Source organism: Pseudomonas sp. H3_D04 (assembly GCF_054669175.1).
Window position 1 is genome coordinate 3,137,075 of record NZ_CP162801.1, and the last position, 14,057, is coordinate 3,151,131.

General features: G+C 60.4%; 10 protein-coding genes. 5 read left to right on the forward strand and 5 right to left on the reverse strand.

Annotated features, from left to right (window positions below; genetic code table 11):
* Positions 1-69: 69 nt before the first annotated feature.
* On the reverse strand, positions 70-732 hold the full coding sequence (locus AB4N91_RS14525) for a c-type cytochrome (protein ID WP_460112607.1): 663 nt from the start codon (positions 730-732) through the stop codon (positions 70-72).
* A 338-nt stretch (positions 733-1,070) separates the two neighbouring features.
* Here AB4N91_RS14525 and AB4N91_RS14530 point away from each other — a divergent pair, with 338 nt between their 5' ends.
* Positions 1,071-2,435, forward strand: a complete 1,365-nt coding sequence (locus AB4N91_RS14530; protein ID WP_460112608.1) for an erythromycin esterase family protein — start codon at positions 1,071-1,073, stop codon at positions 2,433-2,435.
* A 47-nt stretch (positions 2,436-2,482) separates the two neighbouring features.
* Here the strand turns inward: AB4N91_RS14530 and AB4N91_RS14535 are convergent, their stop codons facing one another.
* Both AB4N91_RS14535 and AB4N91_RS14540 read right to left on the reverse strand, forming a co-directional pair.
* On the reverse strand, positions 2,483-2,935 hold the full coding sequence (locus tag AB4N91_RS14535; protein WP_460112609.1) for a hypothetical protein: 453 nt from the start codon (positions 2,933-2,935) through the stop codon (positions 2,483-2,485).
* Positions 2,936-3,001: 66 nt separating this feature from the next.
* Positions 3,002-5,842, reverse strand: coding sequence for a cation-translocating P-type ATPase (locus AB4N91_RS14540; protein WP_460112610.1), 2,841 nt, complete (start codon positions 5,840-5,842; stop codon positions 3,002-3,004).
* A gap of 210 nt (positions 5,843-6,052) precedes the next feature.
* Here AB4N91_RS14540 and AB4N91_RS14545 point away from each other — a divergent pair, with 210 nt between their 5' ends.
* From AB4N91_RS14545 to AB4N91_RS14555, 3 genes are all read left to right on the forward strand, one after another.
* Positions 6,053-7,120 (forward strand): ArsO family NAD(P)H-dependent flavin-containing monooxygenase, encoded by a 1,068-nt coding sequence (locus AB4N91_RS14545; RefSeq protein WP_083377029.1) that lies wholly within the window; start codon positions 6,053-6,055, stop codon positions 7,118-7,120.
* Positions 7,121-7,326: 206 nt separating this feature from the next.
* Positions 7,327-8,820, forward strand: a complete 1,494-nt coding sequence (gene arcD / locus AB4N91_RS14550) for an arginine-ornithine antiporter (RefSeq protein WP_077749859.1) — start codon at positions 7,327-7,329, stop codon at positions 8,818-8,820.
* An 84-nt stretch (positions 8,821-8,904) separates the two neighbouring features.
* Entirely contained in the window at positions 8,905-9,447 is a 543-nt protein-coding gene (locus tag AB4N91_RS14555) for an Hsp20/alpha crystallin family protein (RefSeq protein WP_200668298.1), read from the forward strand.
* A 52-nt stretch (positions 9,448-9,499) separates the two neighbouring features.
* Here the strand turns inward: AB4N91_RS14555 and AB4N91_RS14560 are convergent, their stop codons facing one another.
* Together AB4N91_RS14560 and AB4N91_RS14565 are read right to left on the reverse strand one after the other, a co-directional pair.
* Complete coding sequence (locus AB4N91_RS14560) at positions 9,500-10,888, reverse strand: MBL fold metallo-hydrolase RNA specificity domain-containing protein (RefSeq protein WP_169857274.1); 1,389 nt, start codon at positions 10,886-10,888, stop codon at positions 9,500-9,502.
* Between the two features lie 96 nt (positions 10,889-10,984).
* Positions 10,985-11,905, reverse strand: a complete 921-nt coding sequence (locus AB4N91_RS14565) for a universal stress protein (protein ID WP_154912516.1) — start codon at positions 11,903-11,905, stop codon at positions 10,985-10,987.
* A gap of 303 nt (positions 11,906-12,208) precedes the next feature.
* Between AB4N91_RS14565 and ftsH the strand changes: the two genes are divergently transcribed.
* Entirely contained in the window at positions 12,209-14,053 is a 1,845-nt protein-coding gene (gene ftsH, locus AB4N91_RS14570) for an ATP-dependent zinc metalloprotease FtsH (protein WP_154912515.1), read from the forward strand.
* Positions 14,054-14,057: the final 4 nt, after the last annotated feature.

Sequence of the window (14,057 nt, forward strand, 5' to 3'; positions counted from 1 at the left end):
GTCACGGCACCGGGGAGTGTGCGATCTCCCCGGGCTGCAGCCGTGAGGCTCATCACTGAGACTCAAAGGTCATTGTGGCTGGGCGCCGAGTGTCGCCATGTAACGAGCGACAGATTCGGTGTCCGCCTCAGACAGTGAATGATTCGACGACTTCATCGAGTCGTCACGGGGACGCTGCTCCGTCTGCTGCAGCACCTTGATCTGGCGAATCGCATACTCCGCATGTTGACCTGCCACCCGGGGAATCCGGCCATTGCCCTCCCCGCCAGCACCGTGACACGAACCGCACCGAGCGACGCCGGACTCGGGAATGCCGTTGCCAAAGATGGATTCACCCCGGGCATCGGCGCTGTCGGCATCCGCCTTCATTGGACTTTGACGTGAAAAATAATCGGCCAGTTCGGTGATCTGGGTCTCGGTCAAATGGTCAAACCCGCGCATGTATTGAGCCCCGGATGTATCGCTGCGCAGATGCCGCTTGAAGTCGCCCAGTTGCAGCTTCAGGTACTCTTTTTGCTGCCCGGCCAGCTTGGGAAACATCGGTGAGACGGACTCCCCCGTCAAGCCATGACACAAGGAGCAGATCTGATCCACCATGGCGACACCGGACATGGCTGACGCGTCTTGCGAGGTCTGCTCGTTGCTACTCGTGCAGCCCATCAACGTCACGATGCACATGGCAAGTAAACGATGTGATTGGCGGGGAGTACGCTTCTTGTCACAGGCTTCCATGGTCTCACCCTCGATTCGACGATCAATACACGCCCGTCACACCTTCAAGGCTGTCGGAGTGACCCTCTGAATTGAGCTTAGCCAGAGGCCGCCCGTTACAGGTCAATGACAACGAACCGTTCAGCCTGATTCGAACTAAAGGCCATCGCTTCGCCTTATATCCCGTGTGCCGGGAACGCTGTCTCAAACACCATCGCTCAAGGCATTGCCCCCTTTGTTGATCAAACTCAATCATTTGTCTGAATCGAGGTGTTGGAATACCCACCAGACGATAAAGCATCTGATGGAAGACGCACGCCAGGCCTGTGGCAGTGACCTGACTCAAGGGGATAACCGTCATGAACACCCCCTCCCACGACTCGCCGGACAGGGATGGCTCTCCTCGGCACATCGACGTGGCCACCATCGCACCGCTCCTGCGTCAATACGCAGAACCCCTGCCGACGCGGGACTCATCGACCTTTGGTGAAATGTTCGATCGCTACGCCGATGCCCGTGTCGTCATGATCGGTGAGGCCAGCCATGGCACCCGCGACTTCTATGAAACCCGGGCAGCGATCACCCAAAGGCTGATTGAACACCACGGGTTCAACATTGTGGCGGTGGAAGCCGACTGGCCGGACGCCGGCCATGTCGACCATTACGTCCGGGGCCTGGCCCGTTCGGCGTGGAAGCGCCACATTTTCAGCCGTTTTCCGACCTGGATGTGGCGCAATGCCGAGGTGAGGTCATTCGTCCACTGGCTGCATCAATTCAATCACTCACTCGCCCCTGAACGTCGTGTCGAATTCCGGGGCCTCGACATTTACAGCTTGCGCAACTCCATTCATGAAGTGCTGCGCTACCTGGACCAGGTCGACCCGCAGTTGGCCCACGAAGCGCGGCGGCGTTATGGCTGCCTGACGCCGTGGCAGGATGATCCGGCGCTGTACGGTCACTTCGTCGAACGCGGCGGCCTGATGCCCTGCGAACAGCCGGTGGTCGAGCAACTCAACGCCATGCTGGCCAAACAACTGGCCGGGCTCGTCCGGGATGATGAAGGGTTCTTCAATGCGGCGCAAAACGCCCGGGTGGTGCAGGCAGCGGAGCAATACTACCGCGCGATTTATCGAGGCTCGACGGCCTCGTGGAATCTGCGCGACCGGCATATGTTCGACACCCTGCAGCGCCTGCTTGAGCATCGGGGGGCCCACGCCAAAGCCGTGGTCTGGGCGCACAACTCCCATATCGGCAATGCGGCCGCCACCGAAATGGGCTGGAAGGGCCAGTTCAATATCGGTCATCTATGCCGCAGTGCCTATGGTCGCGAGGTCGTGCTGATTGGCATGAGCACCGACCGGGGCCAGGTGGCGGCGGCCGATGACTGGGACGGCGACCTGCTCATCAAGGACATCAGGCCCTCGCACCCGGACAGCTGGGAGCATCAGTTTTTCAAAGCCGGCATTCCAGCATCGTTGACCGACTGGCGAGACCCGCGCCGCAAAGAACTGCGTCGCGTCCTGAGCAAGCCATTGCTGGAGCGGGCCATCGGCGTGATTTATCGTCCTGAAACCGAGCGTCGCAGCCATTACTTCGAGGCGGCGCTGGCCGACCAGTTTGACGCAATGATCTGGATCGAACAGACCCGCCCCGTGACCGCACTGGCGCTGCCGAAAGGCCAGGCGATCGAACCGGAGGACGAGACCTTTCCGTTTGGTTTGTGAGGCGCAACAAGGTCGATGAAAGCGGCGCCCCTGCGAGGTGCCCCTTTTCAAAGGCTCAGGCGCTTGGCCAATTCAACACTGGGCACCCACAGCGCGTTGATGCAACTGTCCTCATCCTTTTCCGTCACCGGCTCAAGAGCCAAAGGATCAAGCAGGCGCCAGTTGACCATCGCCATCCGCGCAATGCCGTTTTTGTCGAGGAGCGAATTCGCCAGACATTCACACAATGACCGAGGCAGGGCTCTTGTGAGGGAATCGATTTCGGCATTCTCAAGCTCGATCTCAAAACGCGCTGTGCACCTGTCTGCCAAGTCTTGCGCCGCCTGGGAGGCGAAATGAGACACCGTAAAGTATCCCGCCGTCAGCCCCATCAGGATCGCCACCAGGAAGGTTGCCTCACGTTTCCAGGAACGGGGACCCGGCCAGCGCAAGTGCCCGAGTGCCGTCCCTCTGCCTTGGGTCACGTGAACCCCGCTGCTGACGAGTTTGTTGTCTGTCATGACCGTATCTCTCGCCCATGTTTATCAAAACAATGACGCCGATCAGCAAATGCCGTTTGATCTTGATCAACTTGAGCGCAGTTGTGTCCTGTCTTCTCGTCTTGCACGGTGCCAATGCCTGCACAGCTTGCGCAACTCGCTGAACCAGAAGACCAGGCTCGCCATTGCCAGACAAAGGCCCCACTGGCTGAGCGTCAATGCACTCGTGCCGAACGCCTTGTTGAGTGGCGCCCAGTGCACCACTGCAATCTGCAAGACCATGGCCAGGACGATGGCGCCCCAGAGCCATCGATTGGCGAACAGGCCGATAAACGCACTGGTTGATTCAGAGCGCGCGTTCAACGCGTTAAACAGCTGCGCCAAAACAAGGACGGTAAAAGCGCCCGTGCGTGCTTCCTCCAGCGACGCATCCCCCGGTATCAACCCTCCCGGCAGCATCCAGTCGACCGTTAACAAACTCGCCAATGCCATGACCAGCCCCACCTCGAACACCCCCACCCACATGCGTGTGTCGATGATGCGGTCCGAAGGCTTGCGCGGGCTGCGTGTCATGACATCCTCGCTATGCGGATCAAGGCCCATGGCGATGGCCGGTGCCGCATCCGTGACCAGGTTGATCCACAGAATCTGCGTGGCCAGCAGCGGCAGGATGATCCCGCCGTTCTCATCCACCAGGCCGATGACGCTGGCCCCCACAACGGCGAGAAACACCGTCAGCACCTCGCCCATATTGGAAGACAGCAAGTAGCGAAGAAACTTGCGGATATTGTCCAGAATCCCGCGGCCTTCACGCACGGCCAATACGATGGTCGCGAAGTTATCATCGGCCAGGATCATTTTTCCCGCCTGCTTGGTCACCTCCGTTCCGGTAATGCCCATGGCAATGCCGATGTCGGCTGACTTCAGTGCCGGAGCGTCATTCACACCATCGCCGGTCATCGCCACCACATGCCCCTGCGCTTGCAGCGCATCGACAATCCGCAACTTATGCGAGGGCGCCACACGGGCATAGACCGAGGTCGACCGGACCGCCTCGGCCAGGGCCGCATCGTCCAGCTTATCCAGATCGGCCCCGGTCAACGCCCCGGCACCGGCCTGGATGATGCCCAGATCCTCGGCGATGCGCGCTGCCGTTCGCGGATGGTCACCGGTGATCATAATGATGCGGATGCCTGCCCGATGGGCTTCGGCAATGGCCGGCGCGACCTCTTCACGCGGCGGGTCACTGATGCCGACCGTACCGATGAAAACAAGGCCGGCCTCAAGGGGTTCACCGCTCGTGACCTCCTCGCCAGCGGCCAAGGGACGGTACGCCACGGAAAGCGTGCGCAATCCCACGCCCGACAACTCATTCACATCAGCCACGGCTTTTGCACGCAGGTCGTCGGTGAGTGGCACGACATCCATGCCGACCTGGACTTGTGTGCAATGCTGGAGGAGCACATCGGGCGCGCCCTTGCTGATCAGCAGTCGCTCGTCGTTGTGCTCATGATCGATGACCAGGGCCGACATCATTTTTCGATCAGAGGTAAAGGGTATTTCAGCCACACGCTCGAAGCGGTTCACGCTGCGTGCCGGCGCATCGAGCTTGCGCTCCGCCACCAGAAAGGCACCCTCGGTCGGATCGCCTTGAACCACCCAGGTGCCGTCTTCCTGCTGCGCCAGCACGGCATTGCCAGCCAGGCTGCCGCCGCGCAATAACAGCACGTTTTCGCTGTGCACTGGCCCCCCACTCAGGGGCAGGTCCTGGTGATGAATCTGCCCTTGCGGGGCGTAGCCGACACCGCTGACCACTCCTTTACCCGACGCAGTCATGGTTTGCTGGATGGTCATTTCGGAACGGGTCAGCGTGCCGGTCTTGTCGGTACAGATGACCGATGCAGACCCCAGGGTCTCCACTGAAGACAGTCGCTTGATGATGGCTTTGCTGCGCGCCATGCGCAGCATGCCGAAGGCGAGTACCAGTGACAGAACGGCAGGCAGCCCCTCTGGCACCGCCGCCACCGCCAGGGACACCCCCAGCAGCAAAACCCGCAGCACATCGTCGACCGTCTGAATGTCAGTGAGCATCAGCACGGCCACGACGACCACCGTAGCGATCACCAGAACCGCAATGCCGAGCATCCGCCCTATGGCGCGCACTTCCTTTTGCAGAGGTGTGACCTCTTCGGGCGTGACATCCAGCAGATGAGCGATGGCCCCGACTTCAGTCGCCATACCGACCGCCGTGACCATGCCGACTCCCGTCCCCTGGGCGATGGCTGTGCCCTTGAAAATCATATTGGCGCGCTCTGCCAAAGGCACCTCGGTGCTTGAACACGCGGTATTTTTCGACACCGCTTCACTCTCTCCGGTCAGTGACGCTTCCAGTACGCGCAATTCATTGGCCTGGATGAGGCGAGCATCGGCGCCCACCGAATCGCCCTCGGATAAGACCAGCAGGTCACCGATCACCAGTTGCTGACTGGGGATTCGCGTCAGGGCCCCGTCGCGGATGACGGAAGAAGAGGTCTGGGTCAGGTTGGCCAACGCCGCAACAGCTCGCTGTGAGCGGGTTTCCTGGAAAAAACCGAGCAACGCATTAGCCAGCACAATCAGCGTGATCACCAACGCATCGACCGGCCATTCCTGACGGTCCATCAGCAACCAGGTGGCCAGGGTGATGCCCACCGCGACAAGCAGCAGGTACACCAGCGGATCTTGAAACTGCCGCAGAAGATAATGCCAGGCGGGCTTGACCGGTTGGGTCCGTAACTCATTGGGTCCGTCACGACTCAGACGGGCCTGGGCTTGCGCGCTGGACAAGCCCACGCGCAGATCAGCGTCCAGCTCGCGGACAAGCGTTTCGACGTCTTCGAGGTGGGGAGAAACGATACGGTGCTTACCACTCTCAACTGCGCGATTCATTTGATCCCCTTTTACAACGGAGCGTGCGCCGTTGATCCATTGATAGCGTAACGAACGCGAATGCACCGAAATGATAGGTGACGATAACCGGTTGAGTGCGTTGTGCAGCATGCCCTTAATCAGCCGCTGCATTAAACGCTTGAGCAACATCAACAAATAGCCGATCTGCATCGGGTATCTTGGCGTGACTTTGCGCCCTGAGGATTCGCCATGCCTTCTACCCCCACCGAAGTGGACGTCGCAATTATCGGCGGTGGCCAGTCCGCACTCGCCGTGGCTTACTTTCTGCGCCGAACAGGGCGTTCGTTTGTGATTATTGACGCCGAAGCCGGGCCGGGCGGCGCCTGGCGGCACGGTTGGCATTCCCTGCGACTGTTTTCACCCTCGACCTGGAGCTCCATCGCCGGCTGGATGATGCCGCCGGTCACGGACGGCTACCCAAGCCGCGACAACGTCCTCGATTACCTGCGCGAGTATGAGCAACGCTACCAATTCCCTACCGCGCGGCCCTATTGGGTGAACGCTATTGAACGCCGGGATAATCGGCTGCTCGTCAAGACCGATAGCCTTAGCTGGCTGGCCCGCACGGTGGTTAGCGCGACGGGCACCTGGCGCCATCCCTTCCTGCCGCACTACCCCGGCAGTGAAACCTTTACCGGCCAGCAAGTGCATTCGGCCCACTACGTCGACGCCAAGCCGTTTGCCGGCAAAAAAGTCCTGGTGGTGGGCGGCGGCAACTCCGGTGCCCAGATCCTCGCTGAAGTCTCGCAAGTGGCCGACGCCACCTGGGTCACGCCGCAGCCGCCACAGTTTCTCGCCGATGACGTCGATGGCCGAGTGCTGTTCGAACGCGCCACCGAACGCTGGAAAGCCCAACTCGCCGGCACCGTCATTGCACAACCGGTCGGTGGCTTGGGCGATATCGTAATGGTGCCGCCCGTCGCCGAAGCCCGGGAGCGCGGTGTATTGCACGCGGTTCGGCCGTTCCTGCGCTTTACCGACACTGGCGTGGAGTGGGCGGACGGCTCGCAAACGCCGGTCGACGCGGTGATCTGGTGCACCGGTTTCCGCCCTGCCCTCGGCTATCTGGGATCACTGGGCGTGTGCACCGCCGATGGGCGCGTGGCCGTCGAAGGCACGCATTCCATTCAAGAGCCGCGCTTGTGGCTGGTGGGCTATGGCGACTGGACCGGCGCCGCTTCCGCGACACTGATTGGCGTCACGCGCACAGCACGCAGCACCGTGGAAGAAATCGACAGATTTTTAACCGAACATTGAATCCAGGGGTGATCGCCGCGATGGGGCGATTCATCCCCCCAGGGGCCTTCGTTAATAACTCGCCGACGCCGGCAAAACTGTTTCCCCTGTCTCTGACTTAAATCAAAGACGGGCAGCCCATTCACGCCGACATTTAGAGCCAGCATTCGCACCAGCGCATTCGCGGTGAGTGCAGAGGACTTTCGTCTCGTCTCGTGGAGGCTGACATGGCTACCCAACTGCAAGGCACTCAACCGATCATCCCACCGACGGTCCCCCATCCGTTGGCGGGCAGCTTGCGAAAGGTCGAGCCCAAACGACTTTCCCTGAGTTTGCTGATCGCGCTGGTGGTCGGTTCGATGATCGGCAGCGGTATTTTCAGTCTGCCGCAGAACATGGCGGCCAGTGCCGGAGCCGGGGCGATTCTGATTGGCTGGCTGATTACCGGCGTCGGCATGCTGTCACTGGCCCTGGTCTACCAGACCTTGTCCAACCGCCAGCCGGCCCTGGACAACGGCGTGTTTGCCTATGCCCGCGCCCTGGGCGGCGAATTCCTCGGCTTCAATTCCGCCTGGGGCTACTGGATCAGCGCCTGGATCGGCAACGTCAGTTACCTGGTGATTCTGTTCGCGGCGCTGAGTTACTTCTTTCCGCTGTTTGGTGAAGGCAATAACAAAGCGGCCATTGCCGGGGCGTCCGTGGTGCTGTGGTCGTTGCACTGGATGATCCTCAGGGGCATGCGCACCGCGGCGCGGGCCAACGCGTTGACGACGATCGCCAAAATTGTGCCGTTGCTGCTGTTTATCGGCCTGGTGATCGCGGCCTTTCAGAAAGAAACCTTCTCGGTCGACTTCTGGGGTTCGTCGGCACTGGGCAGCACGCTTGATCAAGTCAAAAGCACCATGCTGGTCACCGTGTGGGTGTTCATCGGGATCGAGGGCGCCAACGTGTTTTCCGCCCGAGCCGCAGAACGGGCCAACGTCGGTCGTGCCACGGTCATCGGTTTTGTCATCACCCTGTTGCTGCTGATCGCGGTGTCCCTGTTGTCGCTGGGCATTCTCAGACAGCCAGAACTGGCGGCGCTGAAAAACCCGTCGATGGCGGGCGTGCTTGAGGCGGCGGCCGGGCCATGGGGCGCGGTGTTGATCAGCATCGGCTTGATTATTTCGGTGGGCGGCGCCCTGCTCGCCTGGACGCTGCTGGCAGCCGAATCGGTGTTCACACCGGCCAAGGAAAACGTCATGCCGGGGACACTCGCCGTGGAGAACACCCAAGGTGTGCCGGCCCATGCGCTGTGGATCACCAACGGCTGCATTCAACTGTTCCTGTTGCTGACGCTGTATTCGAGCGCCACTTACCTCGCGCTGATTTCCCTGGCCACGTCGATGATTCTGCTGCCGTACCTGTTCAGCGGTCTGTACGCGCTGAAATTGACCTGGCAGGGCCAGACCTACGCCGGTCACAGGGGCCTGCAACTGCGCGACATGGCCATCGCCCTGGTCGCCACGCTGTATTGCACATGGCTGCTGTATGCCGCCGGGCCTAAATACATGCTGCTCAGCGCGTTGCTTTACGCCCCCGGCTCGTTGATTTACCTGGTCACGATGAAGTCTCGCCAGGGCCAACCGCTCAGCGGCCCTGAAACCGGGCTGTTAATCATCATCTGGACGGCGGCCGCTTTTGCCGGGTGGATGCTGTGGTCCGGGACGCTGGCCTTGTAACGCAAGGGACTGCTGAGTGTTTTCCGGGTGGAATGTAGCGAGGGATGTTCAGTCCACCCTTCAATCCCAAGAGGAGTATTGAAAATGAGCAATTCCGTGAAAAAAATGCCGATAAAGACTGAGGACAAAGGGAGTCAGCTCTCCGCCACGACAGACCTTTGGAGACCTCTGGAAAAACTCCGGCAGCAGGTCGATCAACTGTTCTCGGACTTTGGTCACGGCCGGGGGCTATCCCCCTTCAGTCGTGGGCTGTTCGATGTCGAGCCTTTATGGTCGCAGGAGTTGACGGTCCCTAGCCTGCCGGCCGTGGACATCACCGAGAAAGACAAAAGCTACGAAATCACCGCCGAACTGCCCGGCATGGATCAGAAAAACATTGAGATCAAACTGTCCAACGGCAGCCTGATCATCAAAGGGGAAAAGAAAGAAGACAAGGAGGAAAAACGCAAAGGCTATCACCTCAGTGAGCGCCATTACGGCTCCTTCGAACGGGTGTTCAGCTTGCCCAAAGGCGTCGATGCCGAGAAGATCGACGCGAGTTTCAGCAAAGGCGTGCTGAGCATCTCGCTGCCGAAAAAGCCTGACGCGATGAAAGCGGACAAAGTCGTGCCGATCAAGGGCGAGTAAGTCCCGAGCAGCCCTCGCCCCCTGGCCGGAAAACCGGCCAGGGGGCTTTTTATCAGGACGATGAACTTGAAGACGGATCGATGGGCGTGAGCTCGACGCTGTCACGGTACTCCGGCACCGACACCGACCAACCCAGCTCCAGGCTGATGCGCCGGCGCAAGACATCCGAGGCATTGGGCTCGCCGTGCACCACATAGGTGTGTTTCGGCGGCCGCTTGAACCCGCGCAACCACTCGATGATCTCGTCGGCGTCGGCGTGCGCCGACAGGGTTTCCATCGGCACCACCTCGGCCCGGATTGGCACCTCCTTGCCGTGGATACGCACCGAAGGCGCACCGGCGATGATCTGCGCACCGCGGGTGCCGCCGGCCTGAAAGCCCGGGATCAGCAGGGTATTGAGCGGATTGGGCGCCAATGCCTTGAGGTGGTGCAGCACCCGTCCTCCGGTCGCCATGCCGCTGGCGGCGATGATCACCGCCGGGGTGCGTTGCTGATCCAACTCGATCGAGTCACGGGTCGCCCGCACAAAATGCGTGCCCTGGCACATGCCTTCGCAGTCCTCCAGCGACAACCGGTGCTCACTGCGAAAACGCTGATACAAGCGCGTGACATCCGTCGCCATGGGGCTGTTGAGGTAGATCGGCAGGTCCGGGATCGCGTGCTGCTGTTTGAGTCGGTACAAGTGATACATCAACAATTGCGCTCGCCCGACCGCAAACGAGGGCACCAGGGTGATGCCATGGCGCAACGCGGTGCGGGTGATGACCTCGGCCAGTTGCTTCTCCGGCGACTCTTCAGGGTGCCGACGGTCACCGTAGGTCGACTCTATGAGCAGGTAATCGGTCTGTTCGATGGTTTCCGGGGCGAACATCAACGGATCGTTCGGCCGCCCCAGGTCCCCGGAACACACCAGCGTGATGCCATCGGCGACGATTTCAACGGTCGCGGCGCCCAGGATATGCCCGGCCCCGCGCAACAGAATACTGAGCCCCGGAACAATCGTGACCCGGTGATGCAACTCAACCGGATGCAACAGCTTCAGTGCGCGTTCGGCGTCCTGCTCGGTATAAAGCGGCAAGGCCGGGGCGTGTTTGGAAAAGCCGTGTCGATTGGCGAATTCGGCCTCTTCTTCCTGCAAGCGACCACTGTCTCGCAGCAGGATTTTGACCAGTTCACAGGTGGCGGGCGTGGCATACACCGGGCCGCGATAACCATTGCGCGCCAGCACCGGCAAGTAGCCGCTGTGATCCAGATGGGCATGGGTCAGCACGATGGCCTGGAGGTCGCGAACCGGCAGCTGGAAAGGGTCCCAGTTGTGCAAGCGCAGTTGCTTGTAGCCCTGGAACAAACCGCAATCGATCAGCACATGTTGATCGCGATGCTCCAGCAAGTACTTGCTGCCCGTGACGGTGCCCGCAGCACCAAGAAATGTCATTCGCATGGCCGTCTCCTTGAACATTCATGGAAGCGCTATTGATCGCTCCTTTCGGCTCAAGGGCTGTTGATTTTTATCAACTGTGGCGCAACGGGTAGCCGTTCAGTCGAGCCAGGGGCGTGGCTTGACGAACATCAAACTGCACGGTGCGCGGTTCAATACGCTCTCGGCGGTACTGCCGATGAACCGGTCGAGCCCATGGCTATAGGCCGTCCCCAGCACCACCATGTCGAATGCGTGCCGTTTGGCGAACAGCCCGATGACTTTGTGCGGAATGCCGGTCAGCAGGTGTCGGCGTTGCCTGTCGATGCCATAGCGTTCGGCAAGCGCCTCGAAGGCCTCCTCCTGGGCATCGTTGACCGCATCTCTGAGGCTGTCATTCAGACTCAGCGTCGGCACACTCATCGTTGCGTCGCCCACCACCGACCAGCTGCTGACGTTGAGCAGTTGCAAGGTTGAGCCACAGGAGGCCGCCAGAGTCGAGGCCAGGTCGAGAATCCGGTCGTTGAGACCCTGCGTCAGTTCCTCCAGATGGGACAGATCGATGACCGCAAGAATGTTCAACGGCTTGGGATTCCTGGCCTCGGTGACCAAATGCAAATGGGACGGGCAGTCGCGCAGCAACAGCCAGTCCAGTGGCCGATGGAACGCGCGGTCGAGTGCCGGTACATGGTGGGTGTCCTTGATCACCAGGTCCGGATGGAAATCGTTGACGTACTCAAGCACGTTCGACCGGCTGGATTTGCCCCAGACCACTTCAGTGGTCACTTGCAACCCGATGCACCGCTGGAACCGGGCCTGCTGCTCCAGCCAGTGACGGTGCACTTGCAAATAGCCTTCCCGCGCCTGAGCCATCGCATCGTGGTCAAACAGTCCGGCAACCGCCAGCGCCTGCACATAGTCGAAGGCAACGATGTGCAGCAAGGCACCGGTGGCACAGGCCAGTGCATGTGCGCGGTCGAATGCCGGGGTGCGGACCATCTCGGAAGGGGCAATCAATAAGATACGTTTGATATTCAGCATCACCTACCTCGTCCTGGGATCGACCTATTGCCTTACCGCAAACCCGATTCCTGTCGGCGTTTGTGCAGCTCTACAGGCTGATGGCGGCTGGAAAGCTGTTGTTTGAGTATCAGGCGTTATCCCGTGGTGGCTCTGATCTTTGTCAACTAATGGAAGGCTTTCGGCGGGCGTCCCCATCGACTTCGGGCGCACAGAAGCATTGTTGATTTAACTCAATGATTTTTTGTCGCTCAGGCGTAGAAAACACTGACCAGACTCACGGTTGCGCCATCCCCGCCGCGGCCCCTTCTCTGAGCCACGTCCATGAAAAAAACCCACCAATGGAACCTGTCTTACTTCGCCATCGCGTTTGTCGTGCTGACCCTCGTTCAGTTTTTGTTTATCGAACGGCGTGTGGTGCAGAGCATTCCGTACAGTCAGTTCCTGCAACTGCTGAGCGAACAGAAAGTCAGCGATTTGCGGATCGAGAAGGACCAGATCAGCGGCAAGCTTCAAGAGCCCATCGACGGACGCCTGCAGTTCTCGACGGTGCGGGTCGATCCAGCACTGGCGAGCGACCTCGCGCATTCAGGTGTCGGCTTTACCGGCATCAATGAAAATACTTTCCTGAGTGGCCTGCTGGGCTGGCTGTTGCCCTTTGTGCTGATCATGGTGGTCTGGCATTTCCTGTTTCGCGGGCTGGCGGAAAAACAAGGCATGGGCGGGCTGATGAGCATTGGCAAGTCCCGCGCCAAAGTGTTCGTCCAGCGCGATACCGGGGTGACCTTCGCCGATGTCGCCGGCATCGATGAAGCCAAGGCCGAACTGGTGGAAATCGTTTCATTCCTCAAGGACAAGGCGAAATACTCACGCCTGGGTGCGCACATTCCCAAGGGTACGTTGCTGGTCGGCCCGCCCGGCACTGGCAAGACGCTGGTGGCTAAAGCGATCGCCGGTGAAGCCGGTGTGCCGTTCTTCTCGATCTCGGGGTCTGAGTTCGTCGAAATGTTCGTCGGCGTCGGCGCCGCCCGCGTGCACGACTTGTTCGAACAGGCTCGGGAAGCGGCGCCCTGTATCATTTTCATCGACGAACTGGATGCCTTGGGCAAAATGCGTGGCGTCGGTGCATTTGGCGGCAATGATGAAAAAGAGCAAACCCTCAATCAGTTACTTGCCGAACTGGACGGATTCGACCCGCGTGAAGGCGTCGTTCTACTCGCCGCGACCAATCGCCCGGAAATTCTCGACCCCGCCCTGCTGCGAGCGGGTCGGATCGATCGCCAGCTGCTGATCGATCGCCCAGACCGCAAAGGCCGTCAGGCCATCCTCAAGGTTCATCTTCAAAAAATCGTCGTGGAACCCACGCTTGATAACGAGCAGATTGCCGACATCACCACAGGCTTCACGGGCGCTGACCTGGCCAATCTGGTCAACGAAGCGGCCATCGTCGCTACGCGCCGCGGCGCTGACGCGGTCAATCTTGCAGACTTCACCGCAGCGGTGGAACGCATTGTCGCCGGGGTCGAGCGCAAGAGCAGCGTGTTGCGTGCCGACGAGCGTCAGGTGGTGGCCTATCACGAGATGGGGCATGCCCTGGCCGCCAGCAGTCTGCCGGCCATGGACCCCGTGCATAAAGTCTCGATTGTGCCCCGGGCCATTGGCTCGCTGGGCTATACACTGCAGCGCCCCACTGAAGATCACTTCCTCATCAGCTGCCAGATGCTCAAGGACCGGATTGCCGTGCTGATGGCCGGTCGAGCCGCCGAATTCCTTGCTTATGGCCAGATCTCCACCGGCGCGGCCGACGACCTGGCCCGCGCCACCGATATTGCTCGTCAATTGCTCACCCGGTTTGGCATGAGCGCCGAACTAGGTCTGGCGGTGCTGGAGCGAAAAACGGCCACCTACCTTGGCGACAGCATGCAGGGCGTCAGTGAGAAAGACTATTCGGAACAAACCGCCAGGGAGATCGACCTGGGCATCCGTGCCCTGCTCGACGAAGCCTACACCCGAGCCAAAGCGTTGCTGCAGAGCCGCCGCACCGATCTGGACGCCGGGGCCCGTCTCTTGCTGGAGAAAGAAACCTTGACCCCTGAAGAGTTCCCCCCGCTTCAGCCCATGAAGCCGGTCCTGACACTCCCCCTCGCCGTGACACTGCGCGATCGCTAGAGGT

Coding starts and splice junctions, on each gene's coding strand:
- AB4N91_RS14525 (WP_460112607.1), bottom strand. CDS start 732: ATGGAAGCCTGTGACAAGAAGCGTACTCCCCGCCAATCACATCGTTTA.
- AB4N91_RS14530 (WP_460112608.1), top strand. CDS start 1,071: ATGAACACCCCCTCCCACGACTCGCCGGACAGGGATGGCTCTCCTCGG.
- AB4N91_RS14535 (WP_460112609.1), bottom strand. CDS start 2,935: ATGACAGACAACAAACTCGTCAGCAGCGGGGTTCACGTGACCCAAGGC.
- AB4N91_RS14540 (WP_460112610.1), bottom strand. CDS start 5,842: ATGAATCGCGCAGTTGAGAGTGGTAAGCACCGTATCGTTTCTCCCCAC.
- AB4N91_RS14545 (WP_083377029.1), top strand. CDS start 6,053: ATGCCTTCTACCCCCACCGAAGTGGACGTCGCAATTATCGGCGGTGGC.
- arcD (WP_077749859.1), top strand. CDS start 7,327: ATGGCTACCCAACTGCAAGGCACTCAACCGATCATCCCACCGACGGTC.
- AB4N91_RS14555 (WP_200668298.1), top strand. CDS start 8,905: ATGAGCAATTCCGTGAAAAAAATGCCGATAAAGACTGAGGACAAAGGG.
- AB4N91_RS14560 (WP_169857274.1), bottom strand. CDS start 10,888: ATGCGAATGACATTTCTTGGTGCTGCGGGCACCGTCACGGGCAGCAAG.
- AB4N91_RS14565 (WP_154912516.1), bottom strand. CDS start 11,905: ATGCTGAATATCAAACGTATCTTATTGATTGCCCCTTCCGAGATGGTC.
- ftsH (WP_154912515.1), top strand. CDS start 12,209: ATGAAAAAAACCCACCAATGGAACCTGTCTTACTTCGCCATCGCGTTT.